Genomic DNA, 19384 nt, shown 5'->3' with positions numbered 1-19384 from the left:
AAGTAGCAAGCACAGTGATAAGCCATTGAGTTAGTACGAGCCGGCGAGCTTAGTCGTCGGCTTGTTTTAAAAAGCGTTTCCACAGCTCTGCAGTAGCGCTGTTAATCATGTTCGACTCTGCATTCATTAACATGACATAACCCGCCTTTTTCTCAGGCATGAAAGCCACGTCTGCACGATAACCTTTTACCCATCCGCCGTGATAATTTAGCTGTTTGCCATCAAGGTCGTAAACACGCCAACCCAAGCCATAGTGGGCGTCGTTAATCATACCTCGCCAGCCTCGGCGATAGGTTTCGCGCTTAGTGCGTACTCGTTCTGTGGTGACATATTCCACCATTTCTTTAGAGATTACGGTGGGAAACTCTCCCAGCAATGCCTGCAAATAAATAGTCATGTCGTAAATACTGGCGTTAACCCCGGCGGCAGGTGAAAAGCGGTAGTAATTGCTTTCTACTTTACCCTCGTGCCATTTATTGCGGGCAATGGCGATGTGTGGGCGTGCCCATGATTCTGAGGCAAGCAGCCCGCCTTTACCAACACTTGACGATGTCATACCCAGCGGAGAGAAAAGGTAAGATTGAATTTGGCTAGAATAAGACGTGTCTTGCCCGCTGAAGTAGTACTCTAGCGCGCCAAACAAGGCGTTTTGATACGTGTAGCAGTCTCCCGGTTTACACAGTGGCTCAAGCTCACCTAGGGAGGTTAGTACACGTTCTAATGAATAGTCGGCTTCAATTAAATTATCGTAGGCATTTGGCATAAAGCCGCTTGATTGCCCAATAATATGCTGAAGTTCTAGTGCCTCCATACCCTTGCCCTTGAAAGGAATGTCTGGAAGTAGGGTTTTAATGGGTGTGTTCCACGATAGCTGGTTTCGCTCTACCAATTTAGCGCTAAGCAGTGCTGTGAAAGTCTTCGATACGGATGCCAGACGAAATACGGTGTCTTTGGTTACCTTTTCGCCGCCCCGCTTGCGCGTTTTTCCGTACACATAAACTCGGGGCGTTTTCCCTTGTTCATAAAAAACAAATGCATAGCCAGGTACATTGTATTTATCTGCCTCTTTTTTTACATAGCTGGCATAGTTATCAAGCCAGTCAGCAGACAATGTGTGCGAGTAAAGCACTAGCAGCGGCAATGCACACATTAGAAAAAAGCGCGACATCGAAATGCGCAAAATAGTTGGCATACAGTTAGCTCATTAGGCCGGCTTCTCTGCAATAAGAGATAGGCAGTTGTTATCAAGGTGGCGATATTATGCGGATAGGTTGGTCATTTATCAAATGCGCGTAAAAACGGCACTTATTTAAAGAGTGCCGATAACTATTAATAAGCACTGAGAAACGGTAAAAAAGACAATGCAGCGCGCAGAGCAGAAAAAGTATGACAAAATAGTGAGTTCTGATTTTGTCGCCTTAATTTCGGTTTTTACGCGTAAACTAGGCATCTGTGTATAAGTGTTTTTAAGAACAGTCAAAAAGCAAAAGCGTGTGGCCAAGGCAAATATTGCCAACGCAAGCTTAACGCGAGTGATATGTGTAAGAGGTTTCAATGTCGGCAATAGACAATGCACAACAACAAGCCTATTCATCAGCGAGGTGCAGTAGAGATGCGCGATTTGATGGTCGCTTTTTCGTTGCGGTGAAAACAACAGGAATCTTCTGCCGGCCTATTTGCCCTGCAAAGCTGCCGAAAGAAGAAAACGTGGCTTATTACAGTCTTGCGGCTCAAGCCATGTCTGATGGGTTCAGGCCATGTTTGCGGTGTCGGCCTGACAGTGCGCCCCAATCTCCCGCTTGGGAAGGGATAGACACTACGGTGCGCCGCGCACTGTCGTTATTATCTGAAATGCCAGCCCAGCCAATTAGTCATATTGCATCTCGCCTTGGCATAAGCGAGCGCTATGCCAATAAATTGCTTACCGACGCTATTGGTTTGTCGCCAAAACAATTTCAAACAATGCAGCAGGCGCTATTTGCAAAGCAGCTTATACAGCAAACCACCTTGCCTCTGCTTGATGTAGCGATAAGCTGTGGCTTTTCATCTCAGCGTCAGCTGCAAAGAGTTGTTCAGCAGTACTGTAAAACATCGCCATCAGGGCTTAGGCGCACTAGTAAAAAGACTAGCCAAGAGCACGTTCAAGAGCTAGGCCAAAATATCCGGCTATTTCTTTCCTATCGTCCTCCTTACGATTGGCCTTATGTGAGAGATTTTTTAGCTGGCCGTGCGGTTGCTGCAATGGAAGTAGTGACCGAGAGCAGCTATCAGCGCTGGTTTGAATTTGAAGGCGTGAAGGGGCATTTTTGCGCCACACACAATGATCGCAAAGGCGGGTTTGAAGTAGCAATAACATTGAGCGATTTAACGCCACTTTATCGGGTAATTGAAAACATAAAAGCCATGTTAGATTTAAAGGCGGATCCTATGCTTATTGAGCGCGGCTTACTCAATGCAGGATTAATAAAGGCGCAGCTTGTAGAAGGGTTAAGACTGCCAAGTGCATGGAGCGTGTTTGAGGCCGGTTGCCGAGCTATTGTAGGTCAGCAAGTTAGCGTAAAAGCGGCTATTGGCCAGCTGACCTTGCTAGTGCATCATTTGGGCAAAAGCAATGTCTGCGACGATGAGCTTCGCTATAGTTTTCCTTCAGCATCTGCGGTAGCGAGTAGCGATCTCTCTTTTTTGCGAATGCCCCAGGCCAGAAAAAATGCGATTAAAAGCTTTGCACAGCTGTTTTCTAGCAGTCAGTCTTCTAGCGCTTCGCCGAATTCTTCAGAGGGCTGTTCTGAAACTTATTTTCCAAGTCACTCCCAAAGCCGCTATCCAGGCCATGAAGATATGCTGGCGGTAAAAGGTGTTGGGCCGTGGACAGTAGATTATATTAAGATGCGCGGCGAACGAGACCCCGATGTTTATCTTGAAGGCGATCTTATTGTGAAAAAAATGGCAAAGCGTCACCCCGTTTGCGCAGGTGATGCAGCGCCGTGGAGAAGCTATCTTACGCTGCAGCTCTGGCAGCTCTCTCAGCTCCCTCAAGCAGGCGGCGCGCCTGAGCCGGATAAAAGTAGTGCACCGAAACCAGACAGAAAACAAAGCGCCAACAGAGTCAAAAAGGATCCAAGCCAGTGAATACAGACACCGCATCAGAGGTTTTTTCTCAATCGATACCCACAGAGCAAGGCGTGGTAACGGTGACAGCAAGCAATACTGGCGTTACCCGCATTGCGTTTGGTGAGCCTGAACCTAACGTAAAGGACAGCGTAAAAGACAGCGGTAAATATATCGATAAAGAGGGCGTACCTAATGGCATTACCGAAGAAGCTTGTTCTCAGCTATCGGCCTATTTTGCAAAAACGCGTCACGAATTCGATTTGCCTATAGATGTAAAGGGCACAGAGTTTCAAACGTCGGTATGGAAAGCGTTGCAAAGCATACCTTATGGACAAACCGTAAGTTACTTAGACATTGCAAAACACATTGGTAACCCTAAAGCGGTAAGAGCGGTAGGGCTTGCCAATGGGAAAAACCCCATTGCCATTGTAGTACCTTGTCATCGAGTTATTGGCAGCAATAAAACGCTAACAGGGTATGCGGGTGGTTTAGCGCGAAAGCAGTTTTTACTTAATTTAGAGGGAGCCCAAGGCGGACTATGGGATTGAGAGATGTTATTGCACTGGTGGTGTTAGCCGGTATTTGGGGCGGCTCGTTTATCTTCATGCGAGTGGCGGCTCCCGAATTTGGTATTTATGTGCTGGTGGCGGTTCGAACGCTACTCGCTACCGCGGTGTTATTGCCGCTACTGGTACTAAAGGGTGGGTTATCGCAAATTAAGCATCATTGGTTTGCCATCGCCTTAGTTGGCTTAGTGAATACCGCTATTCCATTTGTGCTTTTTAACTACAGCAGCCTGCATTTAGAAGCTGGCGTTAACGCCATTTTAAATGCAACTGCGCCCATGTTCGGCGCCATTGTTGCCTGGCTGTGGCTAGGAGATAAGCTCACAAAAAGTGCCATTGTAGGTTTACTGGTTGGGTTTGTCGGCGTGGCTGTTATCAGTCAGCAAAAGCTTGGTGAGGGCGAACTGAGCTTCTTTCCCATTCTTACCGCGCTGCTTGCTACCACCTGCTACGGAATAGCTGCCAGTATGATGAAAAAGTGGCTGCAGGGTGTTAAGCCTCTTGCCGTCGCGACGGGCAGCCAGGCTTTTGCGAGCATTATGTTAGCGCCCTTCGCCCTTGCTACACTGCCGGCTACCATGCCAAGTAATAATGCGTGGATTAATGCGGTGGCATTGGCTATTGGCGGAACAGGTATTGCGTACATCCTATACTTTAAACTGATTGCTGATGTGGGGCCGGCAAAAGCGATTACCGTTGCCTATCTGGTACCGTTATTTGGCATTATTTGGGGCATATTATTGCTGCAAGAACACCTTTCTGCGCAAACCATCGTTGGCGGTATTATGATATTACTTGGCGTGGCACTCACTACGGGTGTGTTAACTAGGCGAAGCAAAAAGTCGAAGCTTGAATCGGCCTGATTTAGCTCCACCCTGAAGTAAACAGCAATAAAAAAGCAGCGTGTTTCGGCACGCTGCTTTTTGTAGAACACAAATTAAATGCCCTAGTCTATTAACTGCATACGCACTAGGTTGCTACCATCTCGCTTAGCTTGATACAGGGCGTCTTCCGCATGGGCGGTAACTTCTCGTAATGGCCGAACTGAGGCGGTATACGAAATACCAAACGATGCCGTAATCTGAATATCTGGGTATTCGGTAAGTGGTGGCAGTGTTGCCACACCATGACGTAGGTTTTGTGCCAGTTCTAAAGCCACATGAGGCCCTGTTTGTGGCAAAAAGATAATAAACTCGTCGCTGCTCCAGCGCCCTAATACGTCTTGGTCTCGCAGTTTTTCTGATAAATAAATCGCTACTTTATCTAAAATATCATCACCGGTGTTGCGACCATGCGCATCAACAATGGTTGTCATCTCATCTACGTTTACCACTACAACGCTTAGCGAGCCGTGCTCTGCCAATAGGCTTTTGTAAATAAGCTGTAAACTGTCCTTTTCAGGAAGGCGGTTTGTTTGGCGAACAATCAGGTCTGGCTGCATATCTTTTCTAAAGTAATACAATAAGTTGTATATCAATAAAAATAGAGAAAACACAACCACAAGCAGTGTCACTACGCTAAATATAAAGGCTTGTGAAATCTCAGCCTGTCTGTCTTCTAGGGGGCTTAATAAAAATACCGTCCAGCCAAACTGATTCAGCTTTACCTCTGCAATTAAAAAGTCTTTTTCATTAATGGTAACTAGCTTGTTGTTAAGCGCTTGCTCATTTTGAATGGAAAGCGGCAGGCTTGCGTACCAAGGTAATTCAGACAGATTAGTAAAGTCTGAGTAGGTGGCAACTAACGCTGGATCAGAAGACAGCATAATGTCGCCCTCTTTATCGACGAATAAGAAGTCGTAGCCGTATTCTTGTTTGTAAGAATCAAATATTTCTAAAAAGCTGCGCAAGCTTTTACCTACGCCAAAAAAGCCAAGAAATTCGCCTTCTTTATTGTGAATTTTAATGTCGATGTACAGATGGGTGTCTTCCCACTTACCAATATCGGCCACTGCATCAGCAGGGAAATCGCGGTACTTAAAATACCAGCTTACTTCACCTTCAATCAGATTAATGATGGTGCCGTCAGCATTATATTGTTTTCTGTCTTTCTCGCTGGCAATGAAAAACGACAGGCCAAACTCTTCTTCAAGTCTTTGTAAGGTGCTAAATGCAGCGTTGCTATCTACTGAATCTTGATTGAGTAAATCCACAAGCTCTGTTGAGTGACCAAGGGCATCGGAAATATGCAGGGGTTTGAGTAGCTGTTCTACAATAAGCGATATAGCGGGTGAAAGTGATTGCTGCTGTGCGCGGCTTTGCTCTGCTACTATTTTCGAAATGCTAAAGTGCACTAAAGTTACAATCGCTACCACAACGACTGCAAAAAGCATCAATATGCTTCTATGTAAGGTTCTAAATGTGTTCACAGACTGCGCATGCTCCCTTGCCTGGCTGAACTGAAATTTTCCACAGGAAAGTATACCTGTTGCAAATATGAACTACTAGCACGTTCACCTCAAGTTTAGCCTAAAAGACTAACTAGAAAACAAACAGGCAGGTAGTGGGAGTATTTAAACCGCGGCAGACCGCATTCATCCGCTGACATCTCATCAATGCTTAGTTACACTATGTGCAGATAAAAACTATGTTTACACAATAAAGGGATTGTATGGCTTTTTCAGTGGTTGTTTTAGCAGCGGGTAAAGGTACTCGCATGAAATCTTCGCTTCCAAAGGTACTTCATAAAGTAGGTGGCGTTCCAATGGTTCAGCGCATTATCAATACGGTGAAGTCGTTAGGTGCAGACAACATCCACCTTGTTTACGGCCACGGCGGTGACTTGCTGCAACAGACCATTGTTGAAGACAACCTAAACTGGTGCCTTCAGTCTGAGCAGCTAGGAACAGGCCATGCAGTTCAACAAGCCGCCCCTCATATAAAAGACAATGAAGATGTTTTGGTGCTGGTAGGCGACGCCCCGCTTATTAGAGAAGAAACCCTAGATGCGTTAAAAGCGGTAAAAGCCAGCTGTGATTTAGCCTTACTTACCGTTGAATTGGACGACCCCACAGGCATGGGCCGAATTGTGAGAGAAAACGACAACATCACTCAAATTGTTGAGCATAAAGATGCCTCTGACGAGCAGCGCGCCATCAAAGAGATTAATACCGGCATGATGATGATGTCTGGGGCTGATCTTAAGCGTTGGTTACACAACTTAAGTAACGACAATGCCCAAGGCGAGTATTACCTTACTGATGTTATCGCTATGGCGGCCTCAGAAGGAAAGCGTATCCAATCTGCTCAGCCAGCGTCGGCGGTTGAAGTTGAAGGGGTAAACAACCGCATTCAACTGTCTAACCTTGAGCGCGCCTTGCAGGCTCGTCAGGCGCAGCAGCTAATGACTGACGGTGTTACGCTGTTAGACCCAGCACGCTTTGATATGCGCGGCACGTTAGCAGCTGGAAGCGACGTTATTATCGACGTAAACGTTATTGTGGAAGGTAATGTAACCTTAGGTAACAACGTGTCTATTGGCGCAAATAGCATATTACGCGACTGCCACATTGCAGATAACGCTGTTATCGAAGCCAACTCTATCATCGAACAGGCAAATGTAGGCGAAGCCTGTGTGGTAGGGCCTTATGCGCGCTTACGCCCTGGTGCGGTTATGCACAGAAACGCCAAAGTTGGCAACTTTGTGGAAATGAAAAAGACAGTATTAGGCGAAGGTGCAAAAGCAAACCATCTTACTTACCTTGGCGATGCCGAGGTTGGTGCTAATGCAAATATTGGTGCGGGCACCATTACCTGTAACTACGATGGCGTAAATAAATCGAAAACCATTATTGGTGAGAACGCATTTATCGGCTCTAACTCATCACTTGTAGCGCCAGTAAACGTAGGCGATAACGCAACCGTAGGCGCCGGCTCAGTAATCACATCGGCAGTTGACGACAGTGCCCTCGCTGTCGCCCGTGGCAAGCAGCGCAACATAGCTAACTGGCCACGCCCCACCAAAAAATAAAATAGAAGGGCTTTAGGAGTTGCTATGATCACCACGCTATTAGTTGGGTTTGGTTTTTCGGCTAACACGTTTCATCTGCCCTTTCTTCAACACCTTTCTGACTTTGCAATTGAGGGCGTTGTGTCTTCAAAGCCGGATGAGGTGAAAACTGCGCTTCCTAGCGCTGTGGTGTACTCCTCGTTAGAGGAAGCGCTAAACAGCAGGCAATTTGATTTGGTGGTAATAACTACGCCTAATCATTTACATGCGTCACAGTCTTTACTCGCACTTGAGCACAACAGCCATGTGTTAGTAGAGAAACCTTTTACCCTTAGCGTAGCCGATGCAAAGCACCTAGTTGATGTGGCGCATGCGAAAAAGAAACAATTATGCGTGTTTCACAATCGGCGTTTTGATGGCGATTTTCTCACCTTAAAGCAGCTTATTGAGCAAAGTAAGCTTGGTGATATTAAGCGCTTTGAAAGTCGCTTCGACCGTTTTCGACCTGTGCCCCGAAATCGTTGGCGAGAGAATGCCGGTCCGGGAAGCGGTATCTTTTGGGATTTAGGGCCACACCTTATCGACCAAGCACTTCAGCTTTTCGGCAAGCCTACAGCGGTATCGGCCAGCGTACTAACGCTGCGAGATGGTGGGCAGTCAGACGATACTTTTGACCTTGCCCTTCATTATACCGACAAGGTTGTAAACCTTGGCAGTTCAGCATTTCAAGGTGGTGCAACACTTCGCTTTGATTTACAGGGAACGAAAGCAAGCTTTCGAAAGTTTCACCTAGACCCGCAAGAAAATCAGTTACGGGCGAATATGAGCCTTGCAAGTGAAAGCTGGGCAGTCACGCCTGAAAGCGAACACGGCCTACTTTCAAATGAAGATATGACTGAGGTAATTGAAACCCGTCGCGGAGAATATTTGGCCTTTTTTGAACAATTAGCACTTGCGATTAAAGGCGATACCGACTCACCTGCCGATGCAGCCAGCGTTGTTGAAGTGATCAACATTATAGAAACAGCACTGAAAGCGAGTCAAGAAGAAAGAAAGTTGCTGTTAAATTAAGCAAAGTACTTGAACCAGCTTTCATAATACCTTACGATTCTTTCAAATTGTAATTCATAGCTTTCGTTTTGAAAGTTATGGGCGTTTCTCATGTTTAAAATCAGTCTTTTTCAGGTATGGCAAATACACTATGCCCCAACAAAGCTGTATACGAATGTGAAAGCTGAAACGCCGTATTTAAAGAAGTAGTTCAAGTTGAAGAGCAGTCATTCGGTTGATGAGCGTCGCAAACGCATAGTGGAATGGGTTAATGACAATGGCCATACACGTGTAGAAACGCTAGCCAGCCAATTTAACGCGTCTGAAGTTACTATAAGGAAAGACTTAACTGCATTAGCAGCACAAGGTGCGCTAATTAGGCAGTTTGGCGGCGCTGTGCCTGCTGCTTCATCACGTGCTGCTAATAATAACTCTGCAGAAATGTCTTCTGTTACTTCCACCACCTCTTTGCCTTCTACCTCTTTTAAAACAGAAGGATCATCACTAGCCAGTAGTGAGCTGTCGAACGCCATCGGACAGTGCGCGGCCAATTTAGTCACGCCAGGTAGCAAGCTGGTGATTGACTGCGGCTCTACTACTTCTGCCATTTTACCTTTTCTATCCACTGTGGATGACCTAGTGGTAATGACAAATACGCTATCCACAGCCAACTATTTAACCCAGTGCGACACCGAGCCAACGGTACTAATGGCTGGTGGTACATGGGACGCCCTGTCTCAGTCATTTCAGGGCTCTATGGCTGAACAGCTAGTTAGTGCCTATAGTTTTGATATTGCGTTCATTGGCGCCGCTGGTATTGACGTTGAAAGAGGCACCACCACCTTTAATGAGTTAACGGGAGTCACCCGCGCAATGGCCAATGCCGCCTCAAAAGTGGTGGTAATGGCCAGTGCAAAAAAACTATTGCATAAAATGCCTAACCTCGAGCTGGGCTGGAACAAAATTTCTGTGTTAATCACCGATGACACCATTAGTGATTCTGATAAAACGAATATTGAAAATAAGGGCGTGACGGTAATCGTCGCCACGCTTAATGGAGAATAAGCATGTGTGGAATTGTTGGCGCTGTTGCCGAACGTAATGTAGTTGAAATTCTGTTAGAAGGGCTAAAACGCCTTGAGTATCGCGGGTATGACTCGGCAGGCGTTGCATTACTGCAAAGCGATGGAAACCTAACGCGCATTCGCCGCACCGGTAAAGTTCAAGAATTAGCCGATGCTGTAGCTAATAGTGAAGCACTTGGCAGCACGGGTATTGCGCATACACGCTGGGCTACTCATGGTGGTGTAACAGAAGCGAACGCTCACCCTCACTTTTCTAGCGAAAGGGTTGCCGTTGTGCATAACGGCATTATCGAAAACTACGTTACCCTTCGTAATCAGTTAACCGAAAAGGGCTATCGCTTTACCAGTGATACCGACACAGAAACAATCGCACACACGGTTCATGAAGAACTAAAATCGGGTAAGAATTTATTAACTGCTGTACAAAGTGCGGTGAACACATTTCACGGTGCATACGGCACGGTTATTATGGACAAAGAAGATCCTAGCCGTGTAGTAGTAGCACGCTCGGGAAGCCCTCTTGTTATTGGGCTTGGCCTAGGTGAAAACTTTATAGCTTCTGATCAAATGGCCTTGTTACCGGTTACCCGCCGCTTTATTTTCCTAGAGGAAGGTGATGTTGCTGAAATTACTCGCCGCACGGTAGATATTTTTGATAAACATGGCGCGCCAGTAGAGCGTGAAGTTGTAGAATCTAATATTGAGCACGATGCGGGTGATAAAGGCGGTTACCGTCACTACATGCTTAAAGAAATTCACGAGCAGCCCACCGTAGTGCGAAACGCGCTTCAGCAGCGCATTACCGAGACGGGGTTAGCGCCTGACGTGTTTGGCGAAGGTGCAGATGCTATTTTCAAGCAAGTAAAACACGTGCAAATTATTGCCTGTGGTACGAGTTATCACGCTGGTATGACAGCGCGCTACTGGCTAGAACAATACGCGAACGTATCGTGTAATGTAGAAATTGCGTCAGAGTTTCGCTATCGCAAATCGGTAGTACACCCAAATAGTTTACTAATTACTATTTCTCAATCGGGCGAAACTGCCGATACCCTTGCAGCGCTGCGTCTAGCGAAAGAAGCAGGTTATATGGCCAGCCTCACTATTTGTAATGTGCCTGGTTCGTCGCTAGTCCGTGAATCTGACTTAGCCTTTATGACCCGCGCAGGTGCAGAAATAGGCGTGGCATCCACCAAAGCTTTCACCACACAGCTAACGGCATTTTTAATGCTAACCCTAGCGCTAGGTAAAGAAAACGGCATGCTAGAAAGTGATGAGAGCGGCATTGTTGCAGCCCTTCACAGCTTGCCTGCCAAGCTAGAAGAAACGCTGGCTATTACCAACGGTATCGAAGACTTAGCAGAAGAGTTTGCAGATAAAAACCACAGCCTATTCTTAGGCCGCGGCGACCAATACCCTATTGCAATGGAAGGGGCGTTAAAGCTTAAAGAAATTTCGTATATTCACGCAGAGGCTTATGCATCCGGTGAATTAAAACACGGTCCGCTCGCCCTTATCGATGACGAAATGCCAGTAATTGTGGTTGCACCAAACAATGAGCTGCTAGAGAAGCTTAAATCGAACGTAGAAGAAGTGCGTGCTCGCGGCGGTATTATGTATGTATTTGCCGATAAAGACGCTGCCTTTGAAGGTGATGAGTCGATGCGTGTAATTAATGTACCTCACTGCGACGGCCCAATAGCACCTATCATTTACACGTTGCCTTTACAGCTGCTTTCTTATTATGTTGCGTTAATAAAAGGCACGGATGTGGATCAGCCTCGTAATTTAGCAAAATCGGTTACGGTAGAGTAACGTTAACTAGAAGCGACTGAGGAAAACCATGTGTTGTACCACATCTTAGGTACTGTAAGCGCAGTCGCTTTTTTGCTGACCTGGTACGGGTTGGCAAAACAAATTATCAATGTAGAGAAGCTGCGCGAAAGCAATCAGTCTTCTACCCAAAGCTTGTCGACGAATCAGTTCGCTTCAAGCTTTTTTGCGTTTTATGCCAACTTTATTTTTGGTATCGCCATAGAGCCTTTTAGCCATTACCTAGTGTGGACTCGCTTTGGTGCGCTCCTTCTAATCCTAGTTATTTTGTTTCAACTTTGGTACGACAGACGCTCTATACCCACAGGGCTCATATTAGGTCTTTGCGCCACTGCAATGGTTATAGGGTTATGCTCAATGGGCTTTCGACCTTATCCTAGCGTGGCAAAGCTTGGGGCTAATAGCTTAATGCTGATAGTGACCGCGCTGCTGATACAAGGCACGCTGCATCAAATAATAGTGGTAAGGCGAAGCAAAGTAATAGGTGCACTATCGCCCGCACTATTTCGCAGTATTCTAATTAAAGATGTGACGACATTAGCGTTCGCGCTAACTATGCCAATTGCAGTGGCATGGCCTCTCATTGTGCTGAATGGGGCTAGCGTAATAACTCGGGGTGGTTTGTTGGTTCAAATGAAAATGGTGGGGGAAAAGAGTGGTGAAAAGAACGGACATAAAGAAGCATCGTAATGCGTCATAAAAGTAGGCAGCTCTGCTTACTCAAGGTTGTAAATGGGTGAACTAACCCTATGAAAATCAATTTAGACACTTTATGATTACCTTTATTGAGACCTAAAATTAACAGGTTTATTAAGATGATAAGGGTACTTCACCTTTTATTTGTTTTTGTGCCCATCGTCACCTTTTCTGCTTGGGCAAAAGAAAAAGTAGATATAGCAATAATAGAGACGCTTCCAGTAGCTATTGTTACCGAGTCACGCATTGCGTTTGAAGCCGAGCTACAGCGCTTGATGCCCGATAAAGACATTCACTTTCGCGTGTACAACGCCGAGGGTTCGGTAGAGCAAGCCAACGCGCTGTTATCTGACATGTTAGCCGAATCCACGCCCGATCTCGTGGTGTCACTTGCGACGCTTGCTACACGTGCTGTGTTAAATAAAGACGAACTGTTGTCTATTCCAAAGTTATTTATGGTGGTGTCTGAGCCGGTTACCGAAGGTATTGTTCCTGCCTTTGGTGCTACTAGCAAACGCAATATTACCGGTGAATCTCATGTGGTGAATGCCACAGTTAAACTTGATATGTTGGACGGTGTTTTTCAGGCCTCTGAGCCCGTTAAAACGCGAAAAATTGCTTTACTGCATACAACCTACCCTTCTTCGTTTAATGCTGCCAGTGCCCTTATAGCGATACAATCCGCTTACCAAAATATTCAGTTTATCCCGATTAAAACGCCTTATATCGCCAAAGAGGCGGGTTTAGAGACAATGAAGGAAGACATCATTAGCCTTTTGAAATCAGAAGAGACTGCGCTTGATGGGTATTGGTTATCTGCAGGACCATTAATAGAAACGCCCAATTTAATCGCAGATATAAAAAAGCAGACTGGATTACTGCCTTTGTTTGCCGAGAGTGTTTCGGCAGTGAAAGAAGGAGCGCTTATTGGCATTGTATCTCAGGCTCAAGATATTGGCGTATCTGCCGCTAAACAGGCTGAGCGTATTTTAGCGCTAGGTTCTTCTGAAACTATTCCTGTAGAACAAATTGAAAACTTTACCGTAGCAGTGAATGTAACCACTGCAATTAAATTACAGCTTCCCATACCATCAAATTACCTGAGACTCTCTGAACAGCACGTTTATCAATAAGGTATGGAAAAGAGTTAATATGCGAATAAAATCAAAATTACTAGCGATTTACATACCAATATTATTTGTTGGTATGGCGCTAACTGGCTACTGGGCCTATCTAATTGCTTACGAGTCTGTGCGAGAGCGAGAGTATCAACTACTTACTCAAACATTGGCCTTCAACGTGATGGAAATTGTAGAGGATCGCAGAGCGCTATTAATAGACTCAGGCCTTGAAAATGTTCCCGTGTTTAGAACGGCTTATCAAAAAGAAGTGTTCGAAGAACTTGAGGGTTTATATACACGAACTGGACGTCATTTCTTAATTAGCGACGAAAGCACGCGGCAAACACTTTACACCACGTTAAACCAGCAAGGTATTCCTGATACGAGCAGTGCATCGGTGATTACCGTGAGCGATTTTAAATTGGCTTTCGGTGAATCGCAGTTCGACGGCCAAGATATCCTATTTGCATGCACCAGGTTCTCCCCTTGGAATTGGAAACTTACCGTTATTCAGCCGGCCGATGAACTGCAGGCGTCGCTGTCGAAAATAGCATGGTTGACCATACTGGTGACAGTATTTGCGGTAACGCTAGTGAGCCTTGTATTGGGGAAAGTAACTCAATATTTTGTCATTGCGCCCGTCGAAAAGATAAGGAATGCAGCAAGCAGAATAGCGATTGACCACAAGCAGGTGAATATTAACGTTCAGCAAGACGATGAGCTTGGTTGTTTAGCAAGAGATGTAGAGGTGATGTCTGCGGAAATCGCCGATTATGTCAATCAGGCGCAGCAGGCTAACCGTGCGAAAACCGATTTTCTTGCGGTAATGAGTCATGAAATAAGAACACCGTTAAACGGTATACAGGGCCTTGCGACCTTATTGCTAGACACGCCGCTTGACGACAAGCAGCGAAAGTACTCTGCCGATTTGAAAGCGTCAGCGTCTATTTTGGCGAATGTAATAAATGATGTATTAGACCTTTCAAAAATTGAATCTGGAATGTCAGAGTTAGACATGGCGGAGTTCAATCTTGAGGAGATGCTGAGCGATCTGATCACCTTGCTCGGTACCAATGCCAGTGCAAATGGCTCACGATTGATTTATTCCAGTAAAAATCTTGACGATGTTGCAGTCACTAGCGACATTACTAAGCTGCGCCAAATTGTCATTAACCTAGTGAGTAATGCGATTAAGTTTACTCGCGAAGGCACGGTAACGATATCGGCAAAGCTACAAAAGCCCTCTGAAAAACACATCCAAGATAATAAGCTCATCATATCGGTAAAAGACACTGGAATAGGCATAGAGCAAGACCGTTTAGCCCACATATTTGATAAGTTTACCCAGTCAGATTCGTCTATCACTCGTCAGTATGGCGGTACCGGCTTAGGACTTTCCATAGCCAAACAGCTCGCTGAATTATTGGGTGGTGATATTAAGGTAATGAGCAAAGTGGGTGAGGGGTCAAACTTCTTGGTCACCGCCATGGTGAAAAGCCGGCTGAAGGTGGACATAACTGAAAGCGGCTCAAATGCAAATGGACAAGGCGCAGCCCAACTTCGCAAAGGGATTAACGTACTTTTAGCCGAAGACAACGCGATTAACGCGGTAGTAGCAAAAGCTTTGTTAGAGCAGCTTAACTGCAACGTTACTCACGCAGAAAACGGCATGATCGCCGTTGATAGGTTGCAAGAAGGCGGCATCGACATGGTATTTATGGACGTTCACATGCCGGTAATGGACGGTATAGAAGCCACTCGCCGTATAAGAAAGCTATCGGGGCCGCTCAGTGAAATACCCATTGTGGGGTTAACTGCTGAAGCTTTTCAGGAACGACATACTGCGTTTAAAGAAGCGGGAATGAACGATATTGTCACTAAACCAATTACTATCGATGGCTTACGGAATAGTTTATTAAGGCTAGACCTATCATGATCTTAGGATGAATGAACGTTCTTGCGCTAGACTAATAGCTCTTATTATAAAAATGATCACATGTAAAACACGGAGGTGTTTTCCTTGCAGGTTAATACAGAAAAAGAGTTAGTTCGCCTTCGGATAGCCTTATTCATTGGGGCACTCATTGTTGCGTGTTTTATGGTTGCAGACTTTTTCCTGTTGCCAAGCGCTTTGCATCAACTTTACCTCTACGACCGTCTACTTATTCAAATACCGATTATTCTTATCGCTATAGTGCTTTCATTTTGGCGTCACTTTTCTCACTACCGAGCCTATATATTTACCACTCTACTCGTGGCGCTGACTTACTCTAACTACTGGGTAATTTGGGTTTGCTGGCAGGAATATCAATTTGCTTTTCCCTATGAGGGAACCATTTTATATGCGTTTTACTGTGTATTTGCCTTAGGCATTCCTTTTCGCTTTGCGATTACCAGTGCAGTAATCGATGTAATTGGCTTTATTGTGGTGATGTGGCTAGCCCCCGCCTATGGCGATCGTATTCCTATTTCGTTGGGCTTTGTCGCCGCCTCTTTGTTTACGTGCTCGTACGCAAAATATCGCTTAGACAGAAGTCTCTCGTTACTGAAAAAAACCAATGATCGCCTTACCAAGCTCAGTAAGTTCGACCCCTTGTCAGACTTACTCAATAGGCGTGCTCTGCGCAATCAAAGCGAAAATCTGCTGGCCTATGCAAAGCGCCACAAGGTGTCATTAGCAGTCATCATGTTAGATTTGGATGATTTCAAAGCCTACAACGACCACTTTGGCCATCAGCAGGGGGATGAAGCGATACGTCAGCAATCCTCTATACTGCGAGGCATATTTAAGCGTGAAACGGATATCATAGGCCGCTATGGTGGAGAGGAGTTTGTGGTTGTGCTTAGTGATGTGAATGAAGAGCAACTGAAGCAAAGCTGCCAAAAAATCTTACTGGGCTGGGAGGAGACGAACTTAGCTCATGCACCTAATGCGGCACATCCATTTATAAGTTGCTCTATCGGCGCTGTGATTACCAATACGCCCGGGGATGCGTCAATAGATAGCCTTATTGGTGTTGCAGATAAAGCGCTGTATAAAGCGAAAGATAAGGGTAAGGCCTGTTACGAACTTGCCGCGCTTTGATTAGTGGATCTTAATTAGTTAAGCGGAATTGGAGATTCTTAATTGGCAAAACAGTATAAAACACACCACAATTTGCGCCGTACTGCAGGCCTCAAACCATGGTGTGTTGTATACAAAGCATCTGCTTAAGCGCAGACCTTATAACGTTCTACAGCTTTACAATCATCTTGCCTGTATTTTTGCCCTCAAACAGCATGTTTAAACCTTTCTCGGCGTTTTCTAGTCCATCGATGGCGTGCGCGCGATACTTTATTTTGCCTTGCTGCACGTAAGGTGTGAGCTTTTCAAGCAGTTGAGGTAGTTCGCCCCAGTGATCGGGCATAGCAAAACCGCGAATGGTAATACGCTTTTTGATAAGCGGGATCCAATTTGGACCTGCTGAAGGTTCGTCAGCCTGGTAGTCGGCAATCATGCCACACACCACTATTCGACCATGTGCATTCATTCTATTGAAAACGTGGTGCTGAATGGGGCCACCTGTATTTTCAAAGTAAACGTCAACCTTGTCAGGCGTTAGTTCAGCCAGCTTAGATTCAATATCATCAGTTTTATAGTTTATTGCGCCGTCAAAACCTAATTCGTTGACGATCCAATCCGCTTTTTCATCGCTTCCCACTACACCGATAACACGCAAGCCATCCGCTTTTGCTAGCTGACCTACCATAGACCCTACCGAGCCCGCAGCGCCAGTGACTACAATGGTTTCACCTTCTTTCGGGTGGCCAAAGTTATACAAGCCTGTTGTTGCAGTAAGCCCTGGTAATGCAAATACACACAGTGCCATTTCTTCTGTTACACCAGACTGTAGCTTGTTAAACCCTGAGCCATCGCTTAATACGTATTCTTGCCAGCCAGTCATGCCCATTACTTTGTCGCCTTCGGCGAATTTGGCGTTTTTAGACTTAACAACTTCACCTACGCCGCTTGAGCGCATCACTTCACCTAGCTCTACAGGCGGAATATAACTTTCTCTGTCTTCACTCATCCATCCAAGCATTGCTGGGTCTAAAGACATGTGTGTTTGCTTTATCAGTATCTGCCCGTCTTTTACCTCTGGAATGTCTAGTTCTTTGGTTTCAAAAAGGTGGGGCCCTATTTTTTTATCGCTAGGGCGCTGAACAAGGGATATCGATTTGTAGGTAGCCATGGTTACCTCCTTATAGTGTGAACCATCAGCTCCCTTAAAAAGAAAGGGGCTGCTATTTGGTTTAGGCGTTTAAGAAGGGTGGGGGCTATTCATTCAAACACAAGTAGCACAGATATCAGTAGTACACACAAGCGCTGGTCAATTTTCATTCAGATGATCAAGTTGGAAGGAGTGTGTAGAGCGCCTAGCTATATTTTATTGTTAACATAAAGAAGGCTTACTGTTTACCTACAGTTTTCATTTTAGGTTATAAATTCGGCGAACGTGTCGTTAAAATTGTAAAGATGGTGATAAAAGTGCGTGAATAGCATTTAGCATTGTTGAACAAATGTGCTCCTGTCCGTAGAATGCGCGCTGCAATTTTTTCTTCAAATGAGTATTTTATGAAGCAACAGCTCTCTCTTCGTGCCTCGGTATGCCTAGCGTTAACAACATTCGCTTCTTCTTCAGCTTTATCAGCTGGTTTTCAGGTTAACGAGCACAGTGCTAATGGCCTAGGTCGCGCAATGGCAGGCCAAGCCGCAACCCCCGAAAACGCCTCTATTCTAGCCACAAACCCTGCGGCAATTGGCGTGTTTACACAGTCACAATTTAGCAGCTCGGTTAGCGTTATTGCGCCAAGCGTAGATATTAGCGGTGATGTAAGCTACGCCGCCGGCGGACAAACCATTGGATCTGCCGATGCGTCAAACAAGGATATTGCCGATACCGCCATTGTCCCAAGTATTTTCTACACAACGCCTATCAACGACAAATGGGCTGCTGGCGTGGGCGTATTTACTACCTACGGACTTCGCTCTGACTACAGCGATGACTTTGATGCACTGCATTTTGCCGATTCTGCAGAAGTTCGCTCAATTACGCTTAACCCTGCAGTTTCCTATAAAGTGAATGAACAGTTAATGCTAGGCGTGGGGATTAACGCTACTTTTGCAGATGCAGAAATAAGTTCAGCAATCTCCAATAGCCTATCGCCAATACTGAGCAATGCACTGCAAACGCAAGTGCCTGCAACAACCTCTATTTTTAAGTTGGAAGGTGAAGATTGGGGCTTCGGATGGAATGTGGGTGCTTTTTGGCAGCCAACAGACATGACGAATATCGCATTGTCTTATCGCGCTGAAACTGAATTAACGTTGAGTGGCGACGTAAGTTCACAAATTACGCCTTCGTTAAATCAACCTGGTAGCCTAGATTTGAATTTAGCAGCTATCACGGAGTTGGCAGTAAACCAAAAGCTAGACAGTCAATGGTCGGTACAGGCCAGTTTAACGTTCACCGACTGGAGCACCTTTGAAAAGCTAGAAGCTAATTTAAGCGATGGTTCTGACTTTTTGATCAAACAAGAAAATTTTGATGACTCGTTGCGCGCATCTGTTGGTGTTACGTATTTATTCAGCGATGATCTTACCCTACGCGCAGGTTATGCCTACGACGATGGTGTGGTTACGGTAGAAAACCGTTCACTCAGTATTCCAGATACCGATCGCCATTGGGTTTCAGGTGGCTTTACGTATTCGTTTAGTGAAAATACGTCGATTGATGGCGCCTATGTTTACATCAATGGCCGAGAAGCGGATATCAACAAAACGCGAGTGCTGAATGAGCAAGCTACATTAACGTCTACGTTTGTGGGTACTCAATCTGCTACTGCGCATATTCTTAGCGTACAGGTTAACCACCGCTTTTAAACGCCATTTTGTTTTCATGGCACACAAGTCGCAGCGAAACCTGTGGCTTGT

General features: G+C 45.6%; 15 protein-coding genes. 12 read left to right on the top strand and 3 right to left on the bottom strand.

Annotated features, from left to right (window positions below; genetic code table 11):
* Positions 1–49: 49 nt before the first annotated feature.
* Positions 50–1168 carry a serine hydrolase domain-containing protein gene (locus tag GTQ48_RS07305; protein ID WP_163106163.1) on the bottom strand — a complete coding sequence of 373 codons (1119 nt, stop codon included), beginning with the start codon at positions 1166–1168 and terminating at the stop codon, positions 50–52.
* A 386-nt stretch (positions 1169–1554) separates the two neighbouring features.
* On the opposite strand from GTQ48_RS07305, the gene GTQ48_RS07300 reads away from it, so the two are divergent.
* From GTQ48_RS07300 to GTQ48_RS07290, 3 genes are read left to right on the top strand one after another with little or no spacing between them, the layout of a single operon-like run.
* Entirely contained in the window at positions 1555–3129 is a 1575-nt protein-coding gene (locus GTQ48_RS07300; RefSeq protein ID WP_163105932.1) for a DNA-3-methyladenine glycosylase 2 family protein, read from the top strand.
* Entirely contained in the window at positions 3126–3659 is a 534-nt protein-coding gene (locus GTQ48_RS17895; protein ID WP_163105930.1) for a methylated-DNA--[protein]-cysteine S-methyltransferase, read from the top strand. Before GTQ48_RS07300 ends, GTQ48_RS17895 begins: the two co-directional genes overlap by 4 nt.
* A complete protein-coding gene (locus tag GTQ48_RS07290; protein WP_163105928.1) occupies positions 3650–4540 on the top strand; it encodes a DMT family transporter in 891 nt (296 codons plus the stop codon). Before GTQ48_RS17895 ends, GTQ48_RS07290 begins: the two co-directional genes overlap by 10 nt.
* Before the next feature lie 83 nt (positions 4541–4623).
* Here the strand turns inward: GTQ48_RS07290 and GTQ48_RS07285 are convergent, their stop codons facing one another.
* A complete protein-coding gene (locus GTQ48_RS07285; protein ID WP_163105926.1) occupies positions 4624–6045 on the bottom strand; it encodes a diguanylate cyclase domain-containing protein in 1422 nt (473 codons plus the stop codon).
* Between the two features lie 242 nt (positions 6046–6287).
* Here GTQ48_RS07285 and glmU point away from each other — a divergent pair, with 242 nt between their 5' ends.
* The 8 genes from glmU (at position 6288) to GTQ48_RS07245 (ending at position 16495) form a co-directional block, all read left to right on the top strand.
* Complete coding sequence (glmU, locus tag GTQ48_RS07280) at positions 6288–7646, top strand: bifunctional UDP-N-acetylglucosamine diphosphorylase/glucosamine-1-phosphate N-acetyltransferase GlmU (protein ID WP_163105920.1); 1359 nt, start codon at positions 6288–6290, stop codon at positions 7644–7646.
* Between the two features lie 24 nt (positions 7647–7670).
* Complete coding sequence (locus GTQ48_RS07275; protein WP_163105919.1) at positions 7671–8696, top strand: Gfo/Idh/MocA family oxidoreductase; 1026 nt, start codon at positions 7671–7673, stop codon at positions 8694–8696.
* A gap of 195 nt (positions 8697–8891) precedes the next feature.
* Positions 8892–9740 (top strand): DeoR/GlpR family DNA-binding transcription regulator, encoded by an 849-nt coding sequence (locus tag GTQ48_RS07270; protein ID WP_163105918.1) that lies wholly within the window; start codon positions 8892–8894, stop codon positions 9738–9740.
* Between the two features lie 2 nt (positions 9741–9742).
* Positions 9743–11575 (top strand): glutamine--fructose-6-phosphate transaminase (isomerizing), encoded by a 1833-nt coding sequence (gene glmS, locus GTQ48_RS07265; RefSeq protein WP_163105917.1) that lies wholly within the window; start codon positions 9743–9745, stop codon positions 11573–11575.
* A 30-nt stretch (positions 11576–11605) separates the two neighbouring features.
* On the top strand, positions 11606–12283 hold the full coding sequence (locus GTQ48_RS07260) for a hypothetical protein (RefSeq protein ID WP_163105916.1): 678 nt from the start codon (positions 11606–11608) through the stop codon (positions 12281–12283).
* 125 nt (positions 12284–12408) lie between these two features.
* Entirely contained in the window at positions 12409–13422 is a 1014-nt protein-coding gene (locus GTQ48_RS07255) for an ABC transporter substrate-binding protein (RefSeq protein WP_163105914.1), read from the top strand.
* A gap of 19 nt (positions 13423–13441) precedes the next feature.
* Positions 13442–15346 (top strand): ATP-binding protein, encoded by a 1905-nt coding sequence (locus GTQ48_RS07250; RefSeq protein ID WP_163105912.1) that lies wholly within the window; start codon positions 13442–13444, stop codon positions 15344–15346.
* 84 nt (positions 15347–15430) lie between these two features.
* On the top strand, positions 15431–16495 hold the full coding sequence (locus GTQ48_RS07245) for a GGDEF domain-containing protein (protein WP_163105910.1): 1065 nt from the start codon (positions 15431–15433) through the stop codon (positions 16493–16495).
* A 148-nt stretch (positions 16496–16643) separates the two neighbouring features.
* On the opposite strand, the gene GTQ48_RS07240 is transcribed toward GTQ48_RS07245, so the two are convergent.
* Positions 16644–17642 (bottom strand): NADP-dependent oxidoreductase, encoded by a 999-nt coding sequence (locus GTQ48_RS07240; protein ID WP_032097657.1) that lies wholly within the window; start codon positions 17640–17642, stop codon positions 16644–16646.
* Positions 17643–18025: 383 nt separating this feature from the next.
* Here GTQ48_RS07240 and GTQ48_RS07235 point away from each other — a divergent pair, with 383 nt between their 5' ends.
* Positions 18026–19333, top strand: coding sequence for an OmpP1/FadL family transporter (locus GTQ48_RS07235; RefSeq protein ID WP_163105908.1), 1308 nt, complete (start codon positions 18026–18028; stop codon positions 19331–19333).
* The last annotated feature ends 51 nt before the right edge of the window (positions 19334–19384 follow it).

The organism is Alteromonas genovensis (assembly GCF_010500895.1).
GTDB lineage: Bacteria > Pseudomonadota > Gammaproteobacteria > Enterobacterales > Alteromonadaceae > Alteromonas > Alteromonas genovensis.
This window is presented reverse-complemented; position numbering and strand designations above follow the sequence as displayed.

Excerpts from the sequence above, each read along its gene's own strand:
- GTQ48_RS07305 (WP_163106163.1), bottom strand. The coding sequence starts at position 1,168 with ATGTCGCGCTTTTTTCTAATGTGTGCATTGCCGCTGCTAGTGCTTTAC.
- GTQ48_RS07300 (WP_163105932.1), top strand. The coding sequence starts at position 1,555 with ATGTCGGCAATAGACAATGCACAACAACAAGCCTATTCATCAGCGAGG.
- GTQ48_RS07290 (WP_163105928.1), top strand. The coding sequence starts at position 3,650 with ATGGGATTGAGAGATGTTATTGCACTGGTGGTGTTAGCCGGTATTTGG.
- glmU (WP_163105920.1), top strand. The coding sequence starts at position 6,288 with ATGGCTTTTTCAGTGGTTGTTTTAGCAGCGGGTAAAGGTACTCGCATG.
- GTQ48_RS07275 (WP_163105919.1), top strand. The coding sequence starts at position 7,671 with ATGATCACCACGCTATTAGTTGGGTTTGGTTTTTCGGCTAACACGTTT.
- glmS (WP_163105917.1), top strand. The coding sequence starts at position 9,743 with ATGTGTGGAATTGTTGGCGCTGTTGCCGAACGTAATGTAGTTGAAATT.
- GTQ48_RS07255 (WP_163105914.1), top strand. The coding sequence starts at position 12,409 with ATGATAAGGGTACTTCACCTTTTATTTGTTTTTGTGCCCATCGTCACC.
- GTQ48_RS07250 (WP_163105912.1), top strand. The coding sequence starts at position 13,442 with ATGCGAATAAAATCAAAATTACTAGCGATTTACATACCAATATTATTT.
- GTQ48_RS07240 (WP_032097657.1), bottom strand. The coding sequence starts at position 17,642 with ATGGCTACCTACAAATCGATATCCCTTGTTCAGCGCCCTAGCGATAAA.
- GTQ48_RS07235 (WP_163105908.1), top strand. The coding sequence starts at position 18,026 with ATGAAGCAACAGCTCTCTCTTCGTGCCTCGGTATGCCTAGCGTTAACA.